Source organism: Shimia sp. R9_2, assembly GCF_017743735.1.
In the GTDB taxonomy this organism is placed as follows: domain Bacteria; phylum Pseudomonadota; class Alphaproteobacteria; order Rhodobacterales; family Rhodobacteraceae; genus Shimia.
In genome coordinates this window covers 460596-484220 of sequence record NZ_JAGHRO010000001.1, presented here as the reverse complement: position 1 = coordinate 484220, position 23625 = coordinate 460596, and the positions used below count along the sequence as shown (strand labels likewise).

The following is a 23625-nucleotide window of genomic DNA, read 5'->3' as shown; positions in this document are numbered from 1 at the left end:
GTCTGCTCCTTCTTCATGTCGGTTGGGGCCCGACGTTTCGTTTTGCGCTTACTCCGCCCCCATGCGGAACGCTTGTGTCTCAATCTCAAGGAAGGCTTTGCCCACAGTGCCGACAGGGGCGTAGAACACCGAGTTCTGAGCTCCCTCCAAATCTGTGAAGAAGTGCTCGGCCCACGGGGCGATGTGGGTGAAATAGAAATCCTTCTGACGTGTCAGCGGCGTCGGTTCGCCAAAACGCCCACGGATCATCCCCGCCATCATCTCAAGCAGGCTGGCGATATTGTCTTCCGGCTCATAAACATTGGGCGCGCGGGTGATACGCAGCCCCGCCATGTCGGCTCGCAGGGTGGCAAGCGGTTTTTCGTTGAGAAACCCGGTGAGGTAATAAGAGGCAAAGGGCATCAATTCGCCACGCCCTAGGCCAATGAACAGCGCATTGAACTCGCGCTCGACCGCTGGCTCTTTCATGGCCTTGGCTACACGCGCCAAAGTGCTGATCGCCTGACCAAGCGCGCTGTCGTCTCCGCCCAGGCTGCTTGCACGCTGCAAAAGCCCACTGTCCGGCGGGTTCGCCAAAAGCGCCGCCAGAAAATCATATAGATCCGCTCGCAGCAGATCCTCCTCGGCAATCACGATGTCTTTGACGACTTCACTCATCCCTGTGTCATCTCCCCAGTCTGTTCTTGTGCGGCGAAAGCAAATCGCAAACGGCGGCGCACGGGCGCTACAGGCTCCGGCTCCTCGGTTTCGGCCATCTCACCTGCAGTCTCTGTGTCTTGACCCTCAAACAATGTGGCGGCAGGGGCATCTTCCAAGCCGCCGTCCTGTGCTTCTTCCGCCTCAGTGAGTGCAACGGCAGTCACCTCTTCGCCCGCTTCATCGGCAGCCTCAGCTTCGGCGAGAGAATTGACCTCAGCGGCCTCTTTCTCCGCCGCTTGACGGGCCATTTCTTCCACATGTTTCAACATGCCTTTGCCCACCTGATAAGCGGTCTGCATGCCTTCGATCACCATGGCGCTGTCGGTGAAGTCCTCACCATAATCGACCAGCTCATCCAGATTGGCCAAGACCGGATTGGTCAGCCAAAGTTTGCGCAGTGCGCGGCGACGAATGCGTTCCGGCACGGCTTTGGCCAAAAAGACCGAGAAATCGTCGCCCTGATCCAACTCATCAGGATCCGGTAATTTCAGTTCCGCCAGCACCTCTGCGTCCGTCTTTTCCTCAAGCACTGCGTGCTCTTCTGCCAGTACTTCTTTCTCAACAGCCAGCGCCTCCGCAGCAGCTTCCTCTGCAACGGCCGCCTTGCGGCGTGCCCAGAAATCTCCACCCCGGCTCAATTTGGCCTCCCCGTGCGCGGCGCGCGGTACACATCGCTCAGCTGCGAAATCCGTGCGTCCCCGCGGCCATCTTCCGTCAGGTCGGTGCGCTTCTTGTCCCGGCGCCGCTTCACAAAAACCTCTTCCTCGTGGTGGGCCTGAACAAAGTCGCGCAAGAAGGCGATCAACCCTTCGGGCATCGGCACAAGCTCCAGAAGCTCTTCGCCGCTGTCCGCGTAATCCTGAAACTCGTAGGCGGAGGCCGTTGCCAGCAGGATATCGTAGGGATGATCTGCATCCGGGTCTTCGTTCTCCCGCATCACCACACCGATTGACGGCACGCGCGATGACAGCGTGGTCAGATACGCCTCCGTATCCGTGTGCCAAAGTTCCAGCGATACCGTGGCCGCATGAAACTCCACCGCATCTCCCTCCTCGCGCAGCACCTGCCAGTCGGCCTGCGCCGCTCCCGGCAAGACAGCAACAGCCTGCCACGCAAAAGGCACCCAACGGCTGGCCGAGGGTGTCCTGCGAATAACGATGCCCAGTGGCAATGAAACCGGCGCTTGGCGCATGCGGCTCTAGTTCTCCTCCCATGCCTACAAATTTTTTTTGCAGGCACAGATATGATCCCCCCAACACCTCCGTTTGCCAAAGAAAAACGCACAAATCCGACAATCCGCTCTCAAAACTGGACATTTTGATCCGAGAGACGCTGCGACATTCTGACGTTAGGTCAGATTGTCCACCTGAGGTCAAAACCAAGAGAATCACTAGGCTTTAGCCTTCCGATTCTCCTGAGCCTCTCGCGTATTTGCAGGGCTTTACGGCATCAAAGATTCATGCATTCCTAGGTGCGTTCGACCGCACCAATTGCCGCCGAACAGGGGAGGAAATCGTGTCCAAGACTTTGATTCTATGTAATTGTTCTGACAGCATGACTCTGGACGCAGAGCAATTGTCCGCAACCAGCGGTCTGAGCTGCTCTAAAGTCCACAACGGCCTTTGCACCAAAGACGCTTCTGCGGCCGCCGAACTTTTGAATGCAACAGGCGGCGGTGAAAATACGGTCATCGCCTGTCAGCAGGAACAGGATTTCTTTGTCGAACTGGCCGAAGATCTTGAGGTGGACAGCCCCCTTTGTGTGGACCTACGCGACCGCGCCGGCTGGTCCGAGAATGCAGATCAAGCCGCCCCCAAAATGGCCGCGCTTCTCGCCGATGCGCTGCGCCCGACGCCAGAAACCAAAACCTATGACATTATCTCTGACGGCCAGTGCCTGATCCTGGGCGCACCGGATGTGGCCATGGAGGCCGCGCAGCAGCTTTCAGAGTTCCTGAGCGTCACGGTGCTTGTTCCAAGCGGTGCCGAAGCCCCGATCGAGCGTGGATGCGATGTCATCGCCGGGCGCATCAAACGTGTCACCGGTGCGCTTGGACAGTTTGACGTTTACATCGACGCCCTGCAGCAATTGGAACCCGGCGGGCGTGGCCCGCTACAGTTTGGCGATGCCCGAAACGGCGCACAAACCACCTGCGACATCATCCTTGATCTGCGTGGTGAACCCGCGCTGGTTCCCGCTCCGGAAAAGCGTGAAGGCTACCTGAGAGCGGATCCAAACAGCTTGCCCGCCGTGCACGCCGCGATCCTCGAAGCCTCCCACCTTGTTGGGACATTTGAGAAACCTCTCTATCTGGCGCTTGAGCCAAGCCTCTGTGCCCACTCACGCGCAGAGCAGACCGCTTGCACCAAATGTCTGGATGCCTGCCCTACGTCTGCGATCCATCCGTCCGGCGATCATGTGGATATCGATCCCAATATCTGCGCCGGATGCGGTGCCTGTGCCGCCCTTTGCCCCTCTGGCGCAATCACCTACGATGACCCGCCCGTCAGCGCGCTCTTTGCACGCATCAACGCTCTGGCGGAGGCCTATCGCTCCGCGGGCGGCACCGCGCCGCGCCTTATGGTGCATGACCGCAGTTTCGGCGCAGAGATGATCGCCCTCGCCGCACGATTTGATCGCGGCCTGCCTGCGGATGTGATCCCGATGGATCTCGAACGTGTCAGCGGATTTGGCCACGCCGAAATGCTCGCAAGCCTCGCCAGCGGCTTTGCCAGCGTGGACGTTCTGGTGTCTCCCACCACAGATCGCAGCGCTTTGGAAAGCGAGCTTGCGCTGGCGCAAGTCCTAAGCGGCGGGGATAACACGCTTCGCCTTTTGGAGCCGCAAGAGCCTTCGGCGCTATGCGACATGCTCTATAACACCGCGCCGCAAACCGCATTGGCAAACCCCATCCTGCCGCTTGGCAACCGCAGGCAGGTCACCCGTCTTGCGGTGAAAGCTCTACAGCCAAGTGTAGAAGCTCCCATCGCTCTGCCGGAGCAGGCACCATACGGTGCCGTACTGGTGAACAAAGACGCCTGCACATTGTGCCTGTCCTGCGCGTCACTCTGTCCGGCGGGCGCACTTGGGGACAACCCCGATAAGCCACAGCTGCGCTTTCAGGAGGACGCCTGCCTGCAATGCGGTCTCTGCGCCAATGCCTGCCCGGAAAATGCGATTTCGCTGGTGCCCCAGTTTGACACGTCTGATGCCGCGCTTACCCAACAGGTTGTGCATGAAGAAGAGCCCTTTGAATGCGTGGAATGCGGCACACCATTTGGAGTGAAATCCACCATCGAACGCATCATGGACAAACTCGCGGGCAAACACGCCATGTTCGCCACCTCAGATGCGGCGCGGATGATCCAGATGTGTGATGATTGCCGAGTGAACGCGCAGTTCCATCAGCCCAGCAATCCCTTCGCCGCCGCAGATCGCCCGCGCGTTCGCACATCTGAGGACTACTTCAGCAAGCGCCGGGATCACTGATGCGCAATCGGCTTGCCCAAATCTGCCGGGACCACCGTCGCGGCATAGGCCAGGATGTTCTCCAGCTCCTCAAGGCTGAGAGTGACCGGGCTGATGGGCGACGGGCGGGTTTCGTCAAACGGCTCGGTCAAATCCGGGATCACCGTGAACGCCGGATGCGGGTTCAGCGCATAGAAGGCCGCGAAACGCTCCTCCCAATCCGCCAAGCTGCGCAGCACGGCAAAGCTGGGGGTGGAGCCGATACCCGACATCCGGTTGGCGTCGCCCACCACATGACAGCGGCCACAGGCCGTGAGCGCCAGATCCGCCCCGCGCGTGGCGTCTCCGTCAAACACCGTCGCCTCAACCGCAGCTTCTGTGACAAGCGGGGGCGCAAAAATCTCTGCGCCATCGCGTTTGTACGTCAGCACCGTGCGCTGACCGACCTCTCCGGTCAACCATTTGGCAAAAGTGGCCATATGCACGTCATCTGCGTTGGAAACGGTCAGCCCATAGGTCACGCCATCTTTGGAAAAAACCGCGCGCTGACCATCTTCGACCAGCGCCGCCGCGCCCGCGCTGGCATCCTCCACAAGCGTGACCCGCACCCCGTGCTTAAGCATGAACCGCGGCATCATGAATTTGATCACACCGGTTTCGATCAGGTCCGGCGAGACGTAGAGCGTGGTGGTTTTCCCCTGCGCCAAAGCGGTACCAGCCATGGCGGCGATGCTGATCGCCATTGCCAAAACCCATCGTGCCATCCGAGATATCACCATGTAGCAAACCTAGGCGCGGCCCACAGCCCGCGTCAACACGCGCGCCTAAGACGCGCGTTTTAGCAAAGGACACCGCAATGAGCGACGATTTCAACATGAGTATGCGCAAGTTCCTCAAGCAGGTTGGCGTGACAAGCCAGCAAGCCATCGAGGAAGCCATGCGCGCGGCGGGGGCTGAGGCCACCGCGGGAAAAACCTTCAATGCCAAAGTGGTGCTCACCATCGACGGGTTGGAGATGGAGCATGTGGTCACCGGCGATATCAAAGGACGCGAATGAATGGCCAACCGCGACGACATTCTGAATATTCTCAAAGACTTCACTGATCCCGCCTCCGGCAGCGATCTGGTCGCCTCGGGCATGGTGCGCGCGCTTTCCGTCGACAATGGCGAGGTGCGGTTTGTGATGGAAATCGATCCATCGCGCGCTCAGGCAATGCAGCCGATCAAGGCCGACATTGAAAGCCGCCTGAACGCGCTTGAAGGGGTTTCCAAAGTGGCCATTGTCATGACCGCACATGAGGCGAAATCCCCGCCGCCCGATCTCAAACCATCCCGTCCAAGCAAACCACAAGGCCCGCAAAAAATTCCCGGCATTGACCGTATTCTTGCCGTCGCCTCAGGCAAAGGCGGCGTGGGCAAATCCACGGTCTCAGCGAATCTGGCCGCCGCTTTGGCCGCCGAAGGCCGGCGTGTTGGTCTGCTGGATGCAGATGTCTACGGCCCGTCTCAGCCGCGCATGCTTGGCGTCTCTGGCCGTCCGGCAAGCCCGGATGGCAAAACCATTCTCCCCATGCGCAACCACGGGGTGACCATGATGTCCATTGGCCTCATGACCCGCGAAGAAGAGGCTGTGGTCTGGCGTGGCCCCATGCTGATGGGCGCTTTGCAACAGATGCTCAATCAGGTGCAATGGGGCGCGCTTGACGTGCTGATCGTCGATCTGCCACCCGGCACCGGCGACGTGCAGATGACGCTGGCGCAAAAAGCAGAACTCACCGGTGCGCTTGTGGTCTCCACCCCGCAGGACATCGCGCTCTTGGATGCCCGCAAAGGCATCAACATGTTTGAAAAACTCGGCACGCCAATCGTGGGCATGATCGAAAACATGAGCACCCATATCTGCTCCAACTGCGGGCATGAGGAACATGTCTTTGGCCATGGCGGCGTCGCAGCGGAAGCTGAGAAGCTGAACGTGCCGCTCCTGGCGGAAATTCCTCTGGCGATGGACATCCGTCTGGCAGCGGATGGCGGGGCACCGATTGTTGTCTCCAAGCCGGACTCACCGCAAGCACAGGTCTTCCGCAAATTGGCGCGTCAACTGATTGCGGATGGCACCGCATGAGGGCAGCACCGCAATTCCCGCCGCTCTTTGAAGGCCTTGCGCTTTCGGGCGCGGCGGACCCCTTTGCCAAGGCGCAGACGCAGGCCATCATGGGCTGCGACGCGGGATTGGTGGTCTACAATCTGGCCGCCGACCAGCTGCGCGCAGCGATTGTCTTTGCCCCTGAGGTTTCCTTGAACGAAGCCATGCCCGTGCTGATCAGCTGCGCCATCGGCTTTCAGAATGCACTTGGTGCCCTGGCCCCGCCGGAGGTCGCCGTACACTTGGAATGGCCGGGCGGCATTTTGGTGAACGGTGCACGCTGCGGTCAACTGCGCGTGGCGGCCTCAACAGAAGATGCCAACGCCATGCCCGACTGGATTGTGGTCGGCCTCGAACTGCCCCTGATCCCGGCCAACGCAGACACGCCTGGGGACACACCTGATCAAACCGCGCTCTATGAGGAAGGCTGTGTCGATATCCCACCCGAAGACCTGCTCAGCGCCTGGGTGCGCCACACGCTGGTCTGGGTCAACCGCATGGAAGAAGACGGCCTCAAGCCGCTCAACAACGAGTGGCGTGGCCTTGCACATAACCTTGGAGAAGACGTGAGCTGGACGATTGGTGACACCTCAGAGACCGGCACATTTGTCGGCACAGATGAACATTTCGGCGCCATGCTGCGCAGCGATGAAGACACCCGCCTGCTCCCGCTGACAACGCTTTTGGAAGGAAACACCTGATGCTGCTCGCACGCGCCATCCACTTTGATGAAAGCGACCAGAGAGTCTACCACAGCCCCGCCCGCACCGGCGAATGGGCCATCAGCGGCGGCTTTGAATTCTCCAATTGGTCAGACGCGGATCTCACCGGCAAGGCCCGTCAGGCTTTCACCAATGGCTGGCTGGGTGTCGAAACTTTCGGGCGCGTGACTTTCGTGGCCGTAACAGCCATCGAACCCGCGGAACTCGAAGCCCTTACAGATGCCCTTGCGCAGCATTTTGTCGAGATCTACGGCGCCCCATCGCTGGAAGCCGCCCGACCTGTGGCTGCCGAAGAGCTCGCGCATATGGCTGACCTTTGCGCCGATCACAGCCCCAACACCCTGCTGACAGTGGTGCGCGAGCTGACCGAAGCTGGCGTGCGCGAACAATTCCGCTCCATCGCCCCGGCAGAGGCTGAACTGGAGCAGTTTGCAATACATTCCGTGCCGGATGAGGGGGCTTGATCAAAGCCCCCGAACATACTCAGCGTTTGGCGTTGAAAACGAACAGCCGCCCGCCTTCCAGCACATACCCATCAATCAGGTCACGTGCGCGGTCACTGACCAGCCAATCCTCAAGCTGGAGCGCCAGCTCCGCCTTCACATGGCCGTGCATCTCCGGGCTCACCGGCAGGTAGGCATATTGGTTGAACAGAGCAGGATCGCCCGCATAAAGCAGTGCAAGATCGCCTTTGTTGCCAAACTTCAACCAGCTGGCGCGATCCGTCATGATATAGGCGTTCAGCCCTGAGGCCGTGTTCAGCGAAGCCCCCATGCCCGCACCGGCCTCTTTGTACCAGGATACGGCCCGCGCCTCGGCATCGATACCAGCATCTGCCCAAAGCCCCAGCTCTTTCTTATGGGTGCCGCTGTCATCCCCTCGGCTCACAAACGATGCGCCGTTTTGTGCAATCAGGCCAAGCGCTTCCGTTGCCGAAGCCGCGCCGGCAATCCCGGCCGGATCAGCAGACGGGCCAACAAACACAAAATCATTGAACATGATTTCGCGGCGATGCACGCCGAACCCGCCAAGAACAAATTCCTCTTCCGCCGCTTTGGAATGCACCAAAATGGCATCCACGTCTCCGGCTTCCCCAAGACGCAAAGCCTGCCCGGTCCCCACCACGAGCAATTGCACTTCGATCCCGGTGTCTTTCTGAATTTCCGGCAGCAGCACCTCGGCCAAACCGGAATTGTGGAAAGACGTTGTGACAGCCATTTTCAGGCTCTCGGCTTGCGCGGACACGGTGCTCAATGCCCAGAGTGTCAGCGCAAGAAGTGGTCCCATTTTCATTCGATAATGTCTCCTTTAAGGAAAGCGCGCGCTTCCTTGGATTTTGGGTCTTCAAAAAATAACTCTGCAGAAGTCGCTTCTAATATCTGGCCATGATGTATGAACCAGACGTCTTGCGCCAGTCTGCGGGCCTGTCCGATGTCATGTGTCGACATCACGATCCGTGTGCCCTCTTCATGCACGCTGTGCAGCAAGGCCTCAAACTCGCGCGTCGCGCGCCCGTCAAGGTTGGCACAGGGTTCATCCAAGAACAGAATTTGCGGTTGCCGAATCAAAGCGCGGGCCAGCGCCAGCTTTTGCCGCTCGCCTCCTGAAAGCACCGTCGCCTGTTTGTCTGCACTGTCCTGCAAACCAACACGAGCAAGCCACTCCGCTGCTTGCTTCCGCGCGTCCTTTCGGGACACACCATGCACTGTCAAAGGATAGGCCACATTCTCAAGCGCACTGCGGCGCATCATGATTGGCGCCTGAAACAGAAACCCCTGCTGCCCCCGCGCCTGCGGCTCTGGCACCTGCCATTTGAGCTGCCCCCCGGACGCCAATCGCTCCATGCCGTGCAACAGCCGCAACAGCGTTGTTTTACCCGCGCCATTTGGCCCCATAACGATGGTCAGCCCGGTCTCGGATACTTCGGCATTGATCGGGCCAACCAGCACTTTGCCACGGCGGCGCACAACTGCATTCTCCACGCTGAGAGGCAGGATCGTCTCTACCATCGTCCACTCACCTCCGTGCGTGAAAGGCTGTGGATGATCAGGTTCACCGCCACCGCCAAGCCGATCAGAATGAAGCCAAGCGCCAACGCCAGCGCAAAGTTGCCTTTGCCTGTCTCAAGGGAGATCGCCGTGGTCAGAACCCGTGTGGCATGGTCGATATTGCCGCCCACAATCATGATTGCCCCCACCTCGCCGATGCCCCGGCCAAAGCCAGCAAGCGACGCCGTCAACAAGGCCCGACGCCCGTCCCACAGCAAGGTCATAATGCGTTGACGCCGCGTGGTGTTCAGCGAAATCAACAAGTCATGGTATTCCGCCCAGAGATCGCGGATCGCTTGATGTGAAATCGAGGCGATCAGCGGGGTCAGAATGACGACCTGCGCAATGATCATTGCGGTTGGTGTGAACAACAACCCAAAGACGCCAAATGGCCCGGAGCGTGACAGCAGCAGATATACGATCAGCCCCACCACAACCGGCGGCAATCCCATCAATGCATTGAGTGTGGCAATCACCAAACGGCGAAAGCGGAAGCGCTGCACAGCCAACCAGCATCCCAGCGGCAAGCCAATCAACGAAGACACCAAAACAGCACTCAGCGTGACCCGCAGAGAGCGCAAAGAGATCTCGATGAGATCCGCATCCAAGGTGAAAATCAGATGGGCTGCATGCAACAGCCCTGCCAGAATGTCGTTCATCCGCCCGGTCTGAGACCGCCTCCCTCACTCAACACAGCGCTAGGTACCGCCAATTCGGAATTTTGTGTTGATCTGAGCATTTTTACGGGTTGGCAAGTCCGAGCGAAAGTAAAATACCCGCCACCTGCGACCTTTGGGAAATTCGACCCAAAATGTCTCAGTACAGTGCGGGCATCCCGTCATTTTGTCCTTGTGTCCAAAACGGTCCTGCCTGCCGGCAAAACAATCGCCCTGATCTGCCCGCAAACACATCGCAGGGTTCCACTTCTGTGGCGCGTGGTGGAATGCCGTCGCGGCTCTGTCGGGGCTTCGCCGTTTGCGTCCATAATTTGGGTGATCACCGCAACACGCCTACCGCTCTGCGCAGTCAGAGCCTACCTTTTTGGCATGGTTCAAACCCGAGGAGAGGCCCATGACCCGACAAACCAAAGGACGCGGACAGCGATATAACAGCATTCTGGACACGGTGGGCGATACCCCGGTGGTGCGCCTCAATCGCATCGCGCCAGACCATGTGAACATGTTCGTCAAGTTTGAAGCCGCAAACCCGGCGGGCTCCGTGAAGGACCGTCTGGCCCTCAATATCATTGAAGCCGCAGAGAAAGACGGCCGTCTGCAGCCCGGGCAAACCGTTGTTGAGGCGACCTCCGGCAACACCGGCATTGGTCTCGCCATGGTCTGTGCCGCCAAAGGATATCCGTTGGTGATCACCATGTCCGAGGCTTTCTCGGTTGAGCGCCGCCGTCTGATGCGGTTCCTGGGCGCAAAAGTTGTGCTGACCCCAAAGGCGCAAAAAGGCTTTGGCATGTACACCAAAGCCAAAGAACTGGCAGAGGCAAACGGCTGGTTCCTAGCCAGTCAGTTTGAGACCGCAGACAACGCCAACATGCACAAAAACACCACCGCGCGCGAAATCCTCAATGACTTTGCCGGGGAGCAGCTTGATTATTGGGTCACAGGCTACGGCACCGGCGGCACGGTTGCCGGGGTGTCCCGCGTACTGCGCCGCGAAAGCCCGCAGACCAAGATCATCCTGTCTGAGCCAACCAACGCCGCGCTGGTGGACTCCGGCTATGTGAACACCCGCAACGACGCCCATCAGGCCACCGAAAGCCACCCATCCTTTGAGCCGCATCCGATCCAGGGCTGGACCCCTGATTTCATTCCATGGGTGTTGCAGGAAGCGCTCGACAACAATGGCTTTGATCAGCTGATCAAAGTGTCAGGGCCGGATGGCATCAAATGGTCTCAGCGCCTCGCAGCTGAAGAGGGGATCTTCACAGGCATCTCCGCCGGCGCCACTTTGGCCGCAGCGATTGAGGCTGCCAAAGATGCCCCCGAAGGCGCAAACATTCTCGTCATGCTGCCCGACACCGGAGAGCGCTATCTGTCCACACCCCTCTTTGACGGCATTGCCGAGGAGATGAGTGAAGCGGAGATCGAAATCTCCAAATCCACGCCCAGCGCACAGCTCTGAAATCTAAGACCTCGCACATCGAACCGCACAAACAAAAAGGGCCGCTCCATCGGGGCGACCCTTTCCGTAATCAGTGATCGAAGCGATCAGCCGTTCACGCTGTCTTTCAGCGCTTTGGCGATGGTCATTTTCACAACCTTGTCGGCTTCTTTCTTGATCTGCTCGCCGGTCGCTGGGTTGCGAACCATACGCTCAGGACGCTCGCGGCAGTAGATTTTGCCAACACCCGGCAGAGTCACTGCGCCACCTGCGGAAACTTCGCGGGTGATCAACGCGCAAACGGCTTCCAGAGCTGCGCCTGCGGATTTCTTGTCAGAGCCCATGTCTTCGGCCAGAGCAGCAACGAGTTGGGTCTTGGTCATCGGTTTTGCCATTTCAGGTCTCCATTAGTCTGCCCGAATATTGGGCCTCATGGCGGGCATTTAACGGGATATGGTGGATGAACACAACAAATTGTGATGCCAAAAACCGTGTTTTTTATGGGTTTTCCACAGGTTTCCGTAGGGTCAAAGGAAGGCAGTCTCGTCAAATGACCGCAATTTCCGCGAATGCAACCGCTCAAGTGGCATTTCTCTCAAACGCTCCATTGCACGAATTCCAATCAGCAAATGGCGCGCCACCTGCGTCTTATAGAAGTCACTGGCCATTCCGGGAAGCTTCAATTCGCCGTGCAGAGGTTTGTCACTCACGCACAGTAATGTCCCATATGGCACGCGAAAGCGATACCCATTCGCAGCAATTGTGGCACTTTCCATGTCCAGGGCAATCGCACGGCTCTGGCTCAGACGCTGCACCGGCCCGGTATGCTCACGCAACTCCCAATTGCGGTTGTCGATTGTCGCCACGGTGCCCGTCCGCATCACACGCTTCAGCTCATAACCGGACAGTTTGGTGACATTGGCCACCGCCTCTTCCAAAGAGGTCTGCACCTCCGCCAGCGCGGGAATGGGCACCCATACCGGCAGGTCGTCATCCAGCACGTGATCTTCACGCAGATAGGCATGCGCCAGCACAAAATCCCCAAGGCTCTGCGAATTGCGCAGACCCGCACAATGCCCCACCATGATCCAGGCGTGCGGACGCAAAACGGCGATATGGTCGGTGGCCGTCTTTGCATTTGACGGGCCAACCCCGATATTCACCAGTGTGATGCCAGAGCCATCCGCGCGCTTCAGGTGATAGGTCGGCATTTGCGGCTGCTTATCAACCGGCGCAATTGGGGTCTCCGCATCAGAGATCTCCACATTTCCGGTGCTGACAAAGCTGGTGTAGCCGCTCTTTTCATCCGCCAGCATAGCGCGCGCATAGGCTTCAAACTCGGTCACATAGAACTGGTAGTTGGTGAACAACACATGGTTCTGAAAATGCTCCGGGTCCGTCGCCGTGTAATGGCTCAGACGCGCCAGCGAGTAATCCACGCGCTGCGCCGTAAACGGGGCCAGATGCCCAACGCCGTTTTCGTCGGGCCCGGCGGTGCCATTCACAATGTCATCATTGGTGGTCGACAAATCGGGCACATCAAAGATGTCGCGCAGGGTGAAATCCGCAGCCCCGTCCTGTGGCACGGTCATATCGGTCCGCGCCGCCACGGCGAAATGCACCGGTATGGGCGTGCTGGAAACACCCACCATCACGCCCACTTTGTGATTGCTCAACAACAGCGCAATCTGCTGCTCCAGATAGTGCCGGAACAAATCAGGCCGCGTGATCGTCGCCGCATGCACACCGGGTTCCGCCACGTGGCCGAAACTCAGACGGCTGTCCACCTGCGCAAAGCTTGTCGTGGTAATGCGGATTTCCGGATAAAACGCACGGATGCGATGCCCGTCCGGCCCCTTGTGCAGCGCGCGGCGAAACTGGTCACACAGATATGTGGTCGCAATGGTATACAGCTCCTCCAACCGATCCACCGCCGCCTTGGCATCAGTGAAGGTTTCATGAGCTGGCACAGCGGGGGAATGTACAGGAATACTCTGTGGTGTCATTGCGCAGCCTTAATCACGTCGGTCATTTCAAATTTGGTCACATCCACCAGCCCGAGGTCAGAGATCCTGAGTTCCGGGATCACCACCAAAGCCAATAGCGAATGCTGCATATAAGCGTTGTTGAGCGTACAGCCGCAAGCCTCCATCGCCTCAACCATATTCTGCGCCTTGGCAGCAACTTCGACCGCAGGGGCATCTGACATCAAACCAGCGATGGGCAGCTCGACCAAGGCAATCTCTTCGCCATCTTTGAAAACGGTGACACCGCCGCCAACTTCGCCCAGTCGGTTGGCCGCTTTCGCCATCATCTCGCGGTCAGTTCCGACCACGATCATATGGTGGCTGTCATGCGCCACTGTCGAAGCCATCGCCATTTTGCCCTTATAGCCAAAGCCAGACACAAAGCCGTTGGTCACGCCGCCGGTGCCAAGGTGACGCTCCACCAAAGCAATCTGACAGACATCCTGCGCGAGATCACCTTCCACCACACCGTCAACCACGGAAAGCTCCGCGGTCAGCGCCTTGGTTGGGGCTTGGTTCTCGATCACACCAATCACATTGGCCGTGACTTGGGACGCACCATCCGGAGCGCTGACCACAAAGTCTTCCGCTCCGCGCGCCCGGCCAAGATTCACGGTCTGGCGCGCATGGGCGGGCCAATCATAATGCGGGCACTCCACAAGCACTTCACCCGCCTTGGCAACCGTCACGCCCCGCGCGATCACATGTTCAATCGGCAGCGTCTTCAGATCGCTTGTCAGGATCACATCTGCCCGCCTTCCAGGTGCAATAGAGCCTAAATCACGTTCCAAGCCAAAGTGTGTGGCAGTGTTGATGGTGGCCATCTGCAACGCCACCACCGGATCACATCCACAGTCGATCGCATGGCGCACCACGCGGTTCATATGCCCGTCATTCACCAGGGTGCCGGAATGGCAATCATCGGTGCACAGAATGAAGCTGCGCGGATCCAGACCCTTCTCGGTCACTGCCGTGATCTGTGTCTCAACATCATACCAAGCGCTGCCGAGCCGCATCATAATGCGCATACCCTGACGCACCCGTGCAATCGCATCCGCCTCACAGGTGCCTTCATGATCATCCGCAGACCCACCCGCCGCATAGGCATGGAAATCTTTGCCCAGATCAGGAGAGGCATAATGCCCGCCCACGGTCTTACCCGCCTTCTGCGTGGCGGCGATCTCGGCCAGCATCTGCTGGCTGCCGTTGATCACCCCCGGGAAGTTCATCATCTCCCCAAGCCCGATAATCCCCGGCCAGCTCATCGCCTCCGCCACATCATCGGGGCCAATCTCATAGCCTGTGGTCTCAAGCCCGGGGGCGGAAGGCGCGCAGCTTGGCATCTGCGTGAAGATGTTGATGGGCTGCATCAGCGCCTCATCATGCATCATTTTCACACCTTCAAGACCCAGCACATTGGCAATCTCATGTGGGTCGGTGAACATCGTTGTGGTGCCATGCCCAATCACCGCGCGGGCAAACTCCGCTGGCGTCAGCATACCGCTTTCGATGTGCATATGCCCGTCACACAGACCGGGGATCATAAAGCGCCCTTCCGCCTCAATGATCTCTGTATCTGCGCCGATGCAATGGCTGGCATCCGGCCCGACATAGGCAATGCGTCCGGCAATGACCGCAATGTCATGATCCGACAGCACTTCGCGGGTGTGCACATTCACCCACTGGCCTTTGCGAATAACGAGATCTGCAGGGGAGCGCCCTGCGGCGACGGCGACAAGCTGTGGGGCCACATCAGCCCAGCTTTGAAATTGCATATGTTCCATGGCCCAAGGTGCCATGCGTGTTCAGCAGGTTCAAGCGGCTGTCGTTTGAAGCTTTTGTAAAAGATGTTTCTCGCAAATTTTGAAACCCTCACGCGCAATTTACCTGCGCTCAAGGTGCATTTGCGACGTCGCAAATGTCTTAGACCGGCAAATTTGTGCCATGCTGAGGTGACCTTAGGGAGAGAGACATCATGGCCATCACCAACATTCGACCCAACATGGAACATTGGCAGGCGCGGGTGGATCTCGCCGCCGCCTTCCGCTGGACGGCCCGCTTCAACATGCACGAAGGCGTCGCCAATCATTTCAGCCTCGCCATCAACGAGGACGGCACCCGCTTTCTTATGAACCCGAACCAGCACCACTTCGCGCGGATCAACGCCAGTGATCTGATCGAAGTCGACGCCAATGACCCAGATGCGCTGACCGGCCCTGATGCGCCGGACCCCACCGCCTGGGGCCTGCACGGCGGCATCCACCGCGCCTGCCCGCACGCGCGTTGCGTCATGCATGTGCATTCGATCTTCGCCACCGTCTTGGCCAGCCTGGCCGACTCCCGCCTGCCGCCAATCGACCAGAACTGCGCCACCTTCTTCAACCGCTATGTGATTGATGACGGCTACGGCGGTCTGGCCTTTGAGGACGAAGGCGCCCGCTGCGCCGCGCTGCTGACCGACCCGAAACAGAAGGTCATGATCATGGGCAACCATGGTGTCCTGGTGATTGGCGACACAGTCGCAGACACCTTCAACAGGCTCTATTATTTCGAACGCGCCGCCGAAACCTACATCCGCGCACTGCAAACCGGTCAGCCCTTGCGGGTTCTGTCAGACGAGATTGCCGAGAAAACCGCAGAGGAGCTGGAAGCCTACCCGGAGCAGGATGTGCGCCATCTGCAGGAACTCAAAGCCATTCTGGACGGAGAGGGCGATCCCTACGCCACCTGAACCTTGCTAAAATCAAAGGGAGCCAGCGCCATGCCACATGACTACGCCACTGATGATGAAGCCCAACGCTGGCACTACCGCCCGCCACAGCCGGTGCGTCTGAACCCGCTGTTTGAATGGCCATCCAAACCGCGCGCCATCCTGCAATGGTATCGCGGCGCATGGCTCATGCTCACCGCGCTCACGGTGCCCTTCCTGATCGCAGTGCTCATTTATGTGATGGTGCTCCCACCGCTCGCAGACATGGCACAGTTCCATTGGTCCTGGGTGCTCACCGTCTGGCTCATGAACGTGATCCCTCAAACTGTGGTTGCGGGCGGACTGCATTGGTGGCTCTACATGCGCAAAGGCCAGGGCATGCGCAAAAAGTTCGACAAGCGCGACCTCACCCGCAAAAACGGCACCTTCACCTTCAACAATCAGGTGCTCGACAACATCTGGTGGACATTGGGCAGCGCCATGACCGTCGCGACCGTGTATCAGTGTATAATTTTCTGGGTCATGGCCAATGGATGGGTGCCAACCCTCAGCTTCGCCCAGGCCCCCGTGCTCTTTGTGCTCTGGCTCGCGCTGATCCCCATGTGGTCCGGCCTGCACTTTTATTGGGTCCACAGGCTCGAGCACCATCCCAAGCTCTACAAACACGTGCACGCGGTGCACCACCGCAATGTCAACGTCGGCCCATGGTCCGGCATTTCCAATCACTGGTATGAAAACAGTCTCTATTTCACCACATATTTCATTCATCTGATCATCCCGTCAGGCCCGCTGCACCTGCTATTTCACAGCTACTTCCAGCAAATCAGCCCGGTGTTTTCCCATTGCGGTTTTGAAAAGCTGATCGCCAAAGACGCCGAGGTCGCCAAATCCGGAGACTTCTTTCATCAGCTGCACCACCGCTATTTTGAATGCAACTACGGCACCTCTGAGATCCCGTTTGATAAGTGGTTTGGCACCTTCCATGACGGCTCCGCCGAAGGCACCCGCCGCACGCGTGCTCACAAAAAGCAGATGTACACTCGCTAGTCAGCCGCTCTGGCGCACCGCGCGCGGCGTTGTGCCAAAGGTCTCTTTGAAGGCTCGCGTCATCGCCGCCGGAGTCTGATAACCCGCGCGCAGGGCGATTTCAGCCACGCTCAGGTCTGTCTCTGCAACCAGCTTGCGCGCCAGATTGAGCCGCATACGCCGATATACCGCCGTCGGTGGCGCACCCAATTCTGCGCGCATCCGGCTCTCAAGTGTCTTCTGTGTGGCTCCAGCCCGCGCCGCCAACTGCCCGATGCTGAGCGGCGCTTCCAGATGCTCCTGCATGACCCCCAGCGCGCGGCTCACCAACCGCCCCGCCGGGCTGGCGCCCCCGCTGTGAGAGCGCGCGCTGTCGCGCGTCATGAACAGCTGCGCCACCTCCAGCGCCAAGGCCTGCCCGTGCGCCTGCCCAATCAGGTGCAACACCAGATCAAACGCCGCCATTGCCCCCGAACAGGTGATGCGATTGCCGTCAATCACAAACCGCTCGCGCACCGCCTCAACATCCGGAAACCGCTCCTCAAAGGGCGTCAGCTCCTCCCAGTGGATCGTGGCACGCCGCCCTTCCAGCAACCCGGCCTCCGCCAACAGCCAACTGCCCGTATCCATGGCCGTGATGACCGGAAAGCGTTTGTCCGCCGCCCTCAAGGCCGCCTGCGTGGCCCACCCACCGAGATCGCGAAACCCGTAAGAGGGCATCACAATCAGCATATCCCCCGTGGCCTCCGCGATACGCCCCTGCGGCGCGACGGACAGGCCAGAGGAGCTCTCCACCGGCGCCCCTTCCAGAGAGAAAAACTGCCACAGGAACAGCGCCTTGCCGGAAAGCATATTGGCCGCACGCATAGGCTCAATCGCATTGGCAAGGCAGTGATTGGAAAATCCATCAAACAGAAGGACCCCGACCTTCTGCGCTGCGGCGTGATGATTTTCCCAAGTTCGCATGATTTAGGGATATTTCTGCATGATACTCTCCGTCAAGCCAAAGGACGATTTCTGCGAAACAGGATTGGAGCGTGGCACATGCAATTTGGCCTGACCGAAGAACAGGAGATGATTGTCTCCACCGTCCGCAGCTTTGTGGAAAACGAGATCTACCCCCATGAGGCAGAGGTTGAACGCACAGGCCAGGTGCCACATGAGCTCGGCGAGACGATCAAACAGAAGTGCATCGACCTTGGCTTTTACGCCTGCAACTTCCCTGAGGAGGTCGGCGGCGCCGGACTGTCTCATCTGGATTTCACTCTGGTTGAACGCGAACTGGGGCGTGGCTCCATGGCGCTCACCCATTTCTTTGGCCGCCCGCAAAACATCCTGATGGCCTGCAACGATGAACAGCGCGAACGCTATTTACTCCCGGCGGTGCGCGGCGAAAAAATGGACGCTTTGGCCATGACAGAGCCTGATGCGGGCTCCGATGTGCGCGGCATGAAGTGTCAGGCCCAGCGCGACGGAGGGGATTGGGTCATCAACGGCTCCAAACATTTCATCTCCGGCGCGGAGCATGCGGATTTCTTCATCGTCTTCATCGCAACCGGTGTCGATGACACCCCCAAAGGCCCCAAAAAGCGCATCACCACCTTCCTCGTGGATCGCGGCACGCCCGGCTTTGAAGTGCGCGAGGGCTACAATTCCGTCAGCCACAAGGGCTACAAAAACTACATCCTCTCCTTTGACGATTGCCGCCTGCCCAATGCGCAGGTGCTCGGCGAGGTCGATGGCGGTTTCGCCGTGATGAACGAATGGCTCTACGCCACCCGTCTCACCGTCGCCGCCTTCTCCGTGGGCCGTGCGCGCCGCTGTTTTGACTACGCCTTAAATTATGCGGCTGAGCGCAAACAATTCGGCCAGCCCATCGGTAAATTCCAGGGCGTCAGCTTTCAGATCGCCGATATGATCACCGAAATTGACGCTGCCGACTGGCTCACCCTCGCGGCCGCCTGGCGTCTGGACAACAACCTGCCCTCCAACCGCGAAATCGCCTCCGCCAAACTCTACGCCTCGGAGGCACTTGCACGTGTCACCGACACCACCCTGCAGATCTTTGGCGGCATGGGTCTGATGGACGACTTCCCCATCGAGCGTTTCTGGCGCGACGCGCGTGTGGAACGCATCTGGGATGGCACCAGCGAAATCCAGCGCCACATCATCAGCCGCGATCTTCTACGGCCACTCGGGGCATGATGGAAAGCGTTGTGTTGCCTTCCCGGCTGCGGCACAACCTCGGAAAAGATCCGAGGGGAAAGCCACATGAAACCTGTCGTCACAATTACCTATTGCGTTGGCTGCAAATGGCTTCTGCGCGCCGGCTGGATGGCGCAGGAACTGTTGCAGACATTTGGCGAAACCCTCGGCGGCGTGACCATTGCCCCAGCCGAGGTTCCGGGGACTTTCAAGATCACTGTGGACGGCACGCTCCTGTGGGATCGCAAACGCGAGGGCGGCTTTCCGGAAGCCAAAGAGTTGAAACAACGCCTGCGCGACGTGATCGAACCGGAAAGGGATCTCGGCCACTCGGATCGCTAGACGCAAATGGCGCAGCGGGGGCCAGCCCCCGCACCCCCGGGATATTTAGAACAAGAGGAAAGGGGGCGACGCGCGGCCACCCCCTCCAGAAAGACCCTCTCGGGCTTCCCCTTGCACGGTCATCGGCTTCCCAGCCTGTACCGCCCCAAAAATCTGCGCAAAACTGGTTAACAAAACCTTACTTCCTCTTGCTACAAATATCCCTGCCGGAGGCCAAAAGTCAGTGCGAGAGGGCGGTATCATGACCCGCGATCTCTCAAGACTGATCCGCCCGAAATCCATCGCAGTGATCGGCGGCGGCGCATGGTGCGCTGAGGTCATTCGCCAGTGCGAGAAAATTGGCTTCTCCGGAGACATCTGGCCGGTCCATCCCAAAGCCGCGTCTGTGTTGGGCCTGCGCGCCTACCCTGACATCGCCGCCCTGCCAGCACCACCTGACGCCACCTTCATTGGCATCAATCGCCACGCCACCATCCAAACGGTTGCCGCGCTCTCAAAGTTGGGCGCAGGCGGCGCGGTCTGCTTTGCCTCTGGCTTTTCCGAAGCCGCGTCCGAGGACGCCACGGGAGCCAACCTTCAGGATGCTCTGATCACGGCCGCGGGCGATATGCCCATTCTTGGCCCCAACTGCTACGGGCTTATCAACGCGCTGGATGGGGCCGCGCTTTGGCCCGACCAACACGGATGCCGCCCTGTCGACAAGGGTGTGGCCATCCTCACACAAAGCTCAAACATCGCCATCAATCTCACCAACCAGCGCCGCGGCCTGCCCATCGCCTATGTCGCCACCTGCGGAAACATGGCGCAGCTCAATCAGGCGGAAATTGCCTCTGCTTTTCTGGATGACCCGCGCGTCACAGCAATTGGCCTCCATATCGAGGGTTTCACCGATCTGCGCGCCTGGGAGGCGTTTGCGCACAAGGCCTATAAAAAAGGCGTCCCGGTTGTCGCGCTCAAAGTGGGGGCCAGCGACGAGGCACAAGCCGCAACCATCTCTCACACCGCCTCTTTGGCCGGAAGTGACGCCGGCGCGCGCGCCTTGCTCTCCCGACTTGGCTTTGCCCGCGTGGCAGAGCTTCCCGTGTTTCTCGAAACCCTCAAGCTCCTGCATATGGTCGGCGTGCCGAAAGGGCGCAACATTGCCTCGATTAGCTGTTCGGGCGGCGAGGCCAGCCTGATGGCCGACACCGCGCTTGGCACAAAACTGCGCTTCGCCCCGCTCACGCAAGACCAAACCCGAGAGCTACGCGACGTGCTTGGCCCAATGGTCGCCCTGGCCAATCCGTTGGACTACCACACCTACATCTGGCGCGACGAAGCGGCGATGACACGCGCCTGGTCTGCCATGATGACGCCCGACACCGCCATGACGTTCACCGTGGTCGACTACCCGCATGAAAACCGCACGGATTGGGATTGCGCAACCGCAGCAGCCATTGGCGCACGCAAACGCACAGGAGGCTCCATCGCCGTGGTCGCTAGCCTGCCTGAACTCATGCCTGCCGATGTGGCTGAAGAACTGATTTCAGGTGAAGTTGTGCCTTTTCATGGCCTGCACGAAGCGCTTGCAGCAACAGATGCGGCTGCCAGCATAACTGCTCCAGAACCCCTCCCTCTCGCACTGCCAGGCGCACCAACAAATGCCACCGTGCTCAGTGAATTGGAAGCAAAGCGCGCACTCGCCGAACATGGGCTGGATATCCCGGCGCACCAATCAGCCTCCCGCGAGGACATTGGCAATCTCACCAAGCTCGCGAAAAACTTTTCGCCTCCTCTCGTGCTCAAAGGTCAGGGCATCGCCCACAAAACCGAAGTCGGGGCCGTCAAACTCAACCTGACACCGGAAGATCTCGATACTGCGGCCGCTGCCATGCCAACCGATCACTTCCTGATCGAAGAGATGGTCAATGGCGGGGTGGCTGAGCTTTTGATCGGCATCACCCGTGATCCGGCACATGGTTTTGTGCTCACACTGGCAGCAGGCGGCGTGCTCACGGAACTGATGGAAGACAGCGTATCACTTCTCGTTCCAGCAAACCGAGATCACCTATATCAGTCTCTAATGCAGCTGAAATCGGCCAAATTACTCACTGGCTATCGTGGAGGCGATGCTGCGAACATAGACGCCATTCTCGACGCAACAGAGGCGCTTCAAGCCTATGTTCTTGCCAATGCTTCCACCTTGGAAGAGGTTGAAATCAACCCGCTGATCTGCACGCCCACACGTGCTGTGGCTGCAGATGCGCTGATACGAAAGGAGATGTCATGACCGACAGTCCCGTAAAAACCCGGCGCGACGGTGCCATCCTTGAGGTCACCTTGGACCGCCCCAAAGCCAACGCCATCGACCTTGTCACCAGTCGGATCATGGGCGAGGTCTTCCGCGACTTCCGCGATGACCCCGACCTGCGCGTGGCCATTCTTACAGGCGGCGGCGAGAAATTCTTCTGCCCAGGTTGGGATCTGAAAGCCGCCGCAGATGGCGACGCGGTGGATGGCGACTACGGCGTTGGCGGCTTTGGCGGCCTGCAAGAGCTGCGCGACATGAACAAGCCGGTGATTGCCGCCGTGAACGGTATTGCCTGCGGTGGCGGGCTGGAGCTCGCTTTGTCCGCCGACATCATCATCGCGGCCGACCACGCCTCCTTTGCGCTGCCCGAAATCCGCTCCGGCACTGTCGCGGATGCGGCCTCTGTGAAACTGCCCAAACGCATCCCGTATCACATCGCCATGGAGCTCCTTCTGACGGGGCGCTGGTTTGATGCCGAAGAGGCCCACCGCTGGGGGCTCGTGAATGAAATTGTGCCAGCAGCGAGCCTTATGGACCGCGCATGGGAGCAGGCCCGCCTGCTCGCCTCCGGCCCACCGCTGGTCTATGCCGCGATCAAGGAGATCGTGCGCGACGCGGAGGATGCCAAATTCCAAGACGCGATGAACCGCATCACCCAGCGCCAGCTGCGCAGCGTTGATGTACTTTACGACAGCGAGGATCAGCTCGAAGGCGCCCGTGCCTTTGCCGAAAAACGTGACCCTGTCTGGAAAGGCAAGTGAGCCGACCGGACATCCATGATCTCGCGCGGTTTCTGCCCCAACAGGCAGAGACCCACACGCAGGCTTTGGCCGAACTCACTGCCGGGCACAAAGTCACCCATTGGATCTGGTGGGAAATGCCGCAGCTGCGCATTTTGGGCCGTTCACAACGCGCCCACGACTACGGTCTGGCAGATCTCAGAGAGGCCACCGCCTACCTCAAACATCCGCTGTTGGGCCCCCGCCTCATCGAGATGTGCAACGCCCTGCTCCGGCACCGTACCACACCCATCGTCGACATATTGGGGCCGGTGGACGAGCTCAAGGTCCGCAGCACGGCGACGCTCTTTGCTTCCATCGACAATGCCGACCCGGCGTTTACCGAAGTGCTCACGATGTTCTACGGCGGGCAAAAATGCCCCGAAACCGAGGCTCATGTTCAGCGCTTTCGAAACAACGCTACATAACCCGTATCATCCTTATGTGCGCCGGTGGCATGCGCCCCGTAAAACCGTATCTCCGGCAAACGCAGGTCCACTATCTGCCCTGCAAGGGCGTCTAGTTTTTGCGCAAATCCCCATGTCTCAAAATGCACTCCATTGATCGACAACGCCAAAAGCCCACCTGCCCGCGTAACCCGCAACAGCTCATCCAGAGCGCCAGGTCCCACATGACCATTTGTAAAAGTGCCGGAGCTGACAACCCCATCATAATGACCGTCCGAAACCGGTAACCCGAGGGTCACATCCGCAGTAAATAGGGTGGAATAGACTCGCTTTTTCTGTGCGACCTCTAACATTTCAGGCGAAATATCGGTGCCATCAACCTGCGTCACCCCAAGCACTGCGAGCGCCTGGCCACATAACCCGGTTCCCGCACCAATATCCAAAACTGCCCCACCTCCGCCTGCATCGACAAACTGCTCCGCCACTTTTTTGGGCAATACATAATCAGACGCCTCTGCGAACCCGGCATCATAGGTTTCCGCCCATGCAGCATAGAGGCGTCGGGAATCCTCCGGCGTTTTAAGCGCATAGGCCGCGTCCAGATCAGGTTTCGATTTTGCACACATGCGTTATCTCACCCCATC

The 23625-nt window shown here is 59.2% G+C and carries 25 protein-coding genes; 13 read left to right on the top strand and 12 right to left on the bottom strand.

The window, feature by feature from the left end; genetic code table 11:
- Positions 1 to 48 precede the first annotated feature (48 nt).
- Genes J7400_RS02275 through J7400_RS02265 form a run of 3 tightly spaced genes read right to left on the bottom strand, consistent with a single transcriptional unit; the run spans position 49 to position 1891 of the window.
- A complete protein-coding gene (locus J7400_RS02275; RefSeq protein WP_209058536.1) occupies positions 49 to 657 on the bottom strand; it encodes a molecular chaperone TorD family protein in 609 nt (202 codons plus the stop codon).
- Complete coding sequence (locus J7400_RS02270) at positions 654 to 1337, bottom strand: DUF3306 domain-containing protein (RefSeq protein ID WP_209058534.1); 684 nt, start codon at positions 1335 to 1337, stop codon at positions 654 to 656. The genes J7400_RS02275 and J7400_RS02270 overlap by 4 nt, the downstream gene beginning before the upstream one ends.
- A complete protein-coding gene (locus J7400_RS02265) occupies positions 1334 to 1891 on the bottom strand; it encodes a DUF3305 domain-containing protein (protein ID WP_209058533.1) in 558 nt (185 codons plus the stop codon). Before J7400_RS02265 ends, J7400_RS02270 begins: the two co-directional genes overlap by 4 nt.
- 323 nt (positions 1892 to 2214) lie before the next feature.
- Here J7400_RS02265 and J7400_RS02260 point away from each other — a divergent pair, with 323 nt between their 5' ends.
- Positions 2215 to 4188 (top strand): 4Fe-4S binding protein, encoded by a 1974-nt coding sequence (locus J7400_RS02260; protein ID WP_209058532.1) that lies wholly within the window; start codon positions 2215 to 2217, stop codon positions 4186 to 4188.
- Here J7400_RS02260 and J7400_RS02255 read toward each other — a convergent pair.
- Complete coding sequence (locus J7400_RS02255) at positions 4182 to 4931, bottom strand: hypothetical protein (protein ID WP_209058530.1); 750 nt, start codon at positions 4929 to 4931, stop codon at positions 4182 to 4184. The genes J7400_RS02260 and J7400_RS02255 overlap by 7 nt on opposite strands.
- 92 nt (positions 4932 to 5023) lie before the next feature.
- On the opposite strand from J7400_RS02255, the gene J7400_RS02250 reads away from it, so the two are divergent.
- From J7400_RS02250 to J7400_RS02235, 4 genes are read left to right on the top strand one after another with little or no spacing between them, the layout of a single operon-like run.
- The gene (locus tag J7400_RS02250; protein WP_209058527.1) at positions 5024 to 5224 is read left to right on the top strand and encodes a DUF6494 family protein; all 201 of its coding nucleotides are present in this window, start codon (positions 5024 to 5026) and stop codon (positions 5222 to 5224) included.
- The gene (apbC, locus tag J7400_RS02245; protein WP_209058525.1) at positions 5225 to 6289 is read left to right on the top strand and encodes an iron-sulfur cluster carrier protein ApbC; all 1065 of its coding nucleotides are present in this window, start codon (positions 5225 to 5227) and stop codon (positions 6287 to 6289) included. It begins immediately after the preceding gene.
- Positions 6286 to 7011, top strand: a complete 726-nt coding sequence (locus J7400_RS02240) for a biotin/lipoate--protein ligase family protein (RefSeq protein WP_209058523.1) — start codon at positions 6286 to 6288, stop codon at positions 7009 to 7011. Before apbC ends, J7400_RS02240 begins: the two co-directional genes overlap by 4 nt.
- Complete coding sequence (locus tag J7400_RS02235) at positions 7011 to 7496, top strand: DUF6505 family protein (RefSeq protein ID WP_209058520.1); 486 nt, start codon at positions 7011 to 7013, stop codon at positions 7494 to 7496. The genes J7400_RS02240 and J7400_RS02235 overlap by 1 nt, the downstream gene beginning before the upstream one ends.
- A gap of 19 nt (positions 7497 to 7515) precedes the next feature.
- Here the strand turns inward: J7400_RS02235 and J7400_RS02230 are convergent, their stop codons facing one another.
- From J7400_RS02230 to J7400_RS02220, 3 genes are read right to left on the bottom strand one after another with little or no spacing between them, the layout of a single operon-like run.
- Positions 7516 to 8325 carry a substrate-binding domain-containing protein gene (locus J7400_RS02230; protein WP_209058518.1) on the bottom strand — a complete coding sequence of 270 codons (810 nt, stop codon included), beginning with the start codon at positions 8323 to 8325 and terminating at the stop codon, positions 7516 to 7518.
- Positions 8322 to 9041, bottom strand: a complete 720-nt coding sequence (locus J7400_RS02225) for an ATP-binding cassette domain-containing protein (protein WP_209058516.1) — start codon at positions 9039 to 9041, stop codon at positions 8322 to 8324. The genes J7400_RS02230 and J7400_RS02225 overlap by 4 nt, the downstream gene beginning before the upstream one ends.
- Complete coding sequence (locus J7400_RS02220) at positions 9035 to 9739, bottom strand: ABC transporter permease (protein WP_209058514.1); 705 nt, start codon at positions 9737 to 9739, stop codon at positions 9035 to 9037. The genes J7400_RS02225 and J7400_RS02220 overlap by 7 nt, the downstream gene beginning before the upstream one ends.
- A 412-nt stretch (positions 9740 to 10151) precedes the next feature.
- On the opposite strand from J7400_RS02220, the gene cysK reads away from it, so the two are divergent.
- On the top strand, positions 10152 to 11216 hold the full coding sequence (gene cysK, locus J7400_RS02215; protein ID WP_209058512.1) for a cysteine synthase A: 1065 nt from the start codon (positions 10152 to 10154) through the stop codon (positions 11214 to 11216).
- Positions 11217 to 11302: 86 nt separating this feature from the next.
- Here the strand turns inward: cysK and J7400_RS02210 are convergent, their stop codons facing one another.
- The 3 genes from J7400_RS02210 to ade all read right to left on the bottom strand — a co-directional run bounded on the left by J7400_RS02210 (position 11303) and on the right by ade (position 15006).
- The gene (locus J7400_RS02210) at positions 11303 to 11590 is read right to left on the bottom strand and encodes an HU family DNA-binding protein (RefSeq protein WP_209058508.1); all 288 of its coding nucleotides are present in this window, start codon (positions 11588 to 11590) and stop codon (positions 11303 to 11305) included.
- A gap of 132 nt (positions 11591 to 11722) precedes the next feature.
- Positions 11723 to 13201 (bottom strand): AMP nucleosidase, encoded by a 1479-nt coding sequence (locus J7400_RS02205; RefSeq protein WP_209058507.1) that lies wholly within the window; start codon positions 13199 to 13201, stop codon positions 11723 to 11725.
- Complete coding sequence (gene ade / locus J7400_RS02200) at positions 13198 to 15006, bottom strand: adenine deaminase (RefSeq protein WP_209058505.1); 1809 nt, start codon at positions 15004 to 15006, stop codon at positions 13198 to 13200. Before ade ends, J7400_RS02205 begins: the two co-directional genes overlap by 4 nt.
- A gap of 191 nt (positions 15007 to 15197) precedes the next feature.
- Here ade and J7400_RS02195 point away from each other — a divergent pair, with 191 nt between their 5' ends.
- Positions 15198 to 15953 (top strand): class II aldolase and adducin N-terminal domain-containing protein, encoded by a 756-nt coding sequence (locus tag J7400_RS02195; RefSeq protein ID WP_209058503.1) that lies wholly within the window; start codon positions 15198 to 15200, stop codon positions 15951 to 15953.
- Positions 15954 to 15983: 30 nt separating this feature from the next.
- Positions 15984 to 16979, top strand: coding sequence for a sterol desaturase family protein (locus tag J7400_RS02190; protein ID WP_209058501.1), 996 nt, complete (start codon positions 15984 to 15986; stop codon positions 16977 to 16979).
- On the opposite strand, the gene J7400_RS02185 is transcribed toward J7400_RS02190, so the two are convergent.
- The gene (locus J7400_RS02185; protein WP_209058498.1) at positions 16980 to 17924 is read right to left on the bottom strand and encodes a GlxA family transcriptional regulator; all 945 of its coding nucleotides are present in this window, start codon (positions 17922 to 17924) and stop codon (positions 16980 to 16982) included. It abuts the gene before it with no gap.
- A 78-nt stretch (positions 17925 to 18002) separates the two neighbouring features.
- On the opposite strand from J7400_RS02185, the gene J7400_RS02180 reads away from it, so the two are divergent.
- The 5 genes from J7400_RS02180 to J7400_RS02160 all read left to right on the top strand — a co-directional run bounded on the left by J7400_RS02180 (position 18003) and on the right by J7400_RS02160 (position 23002).
- Positions 18003 to 19163, top strand: a complete 1161-nt coding sequence (locus J7400_RS02180; protein WP_209058497.1) for an acyl-CoA dehydrogenase family protein — start codon at positions 18003 to 18005, stop codon at positions 19161 to 19163.
- 66 nt (positions 19164 to 19229) lie between these two features.
- Positions 19230 to 19505 (top strand): SelT/SelW/SelH family protein, encoded by a 276-nt coding sequence (locus J7400_RS02175; protein WP_209058495.1) that lies wholly within the window; start codon positions 19230 to 19232, stop codon positions 19503 to 19505.
- A gap of 241 nt (positions 19506 to 19746) precedes the next feature.
- Positions 19747 to 21774: an acetate--CoA ligase family protein gene (locus J7400_RS02170; protein ID WP_209058493.1), complete on the top strand. Its 2028-nt coding sequence runs from the start codon at positions 19747 to 19749 to the stop codon at positions 21772 to 21774.
- Positions 21771 to 22556 carry a carnitinyl-CoA dehydratase gene (locus tag J7400_RS02165; RefSeq protein ID WP_209058491.1) on the top strand — a complete coding sequence of 262 codons (786 nt, stop codon included), beginning with the start codon at positions 21771 to 21773 and terminating at the stop codon, positions 22554 to 22556. Before J7400_RS02170 ends, J7400_RS02165 begins: the two co-directional genes overlap by 4 nt.
- Entirely contained in the window at positions 22553 to 23002 is a 450-nt protein-coding gene (locus J7400_RS02160; RefSeq protein WP_348540096.1) for a DUF1810 family protein, read from the top strand. The genes J7400_RS02165 and J7400_RS02160 overlap by 4 nt, the downstream gene beginning before the upstream one ends.
- Here J7400_RS02160 and J7400_RS02155 read toward each other — a convergent pair.
- Positions 22975 to 23607, bottom strand: a complete 633-nt coding sequence (locus J7400_RS02155) for a class I SAM-dependent methyltransferase (RefSeq protein ID WP_209058489.1) — start codon at positions 23605 to 23607, stop codon at positions 22975 to 22977. The two genes, J7400_RS02160 and J7400_RS02155, sit on opposite strands and share 28 nt — an antisense overlap.
- Between the last annotated feature and the right edge of the window lie 18 nt (positions 23608 to 23625).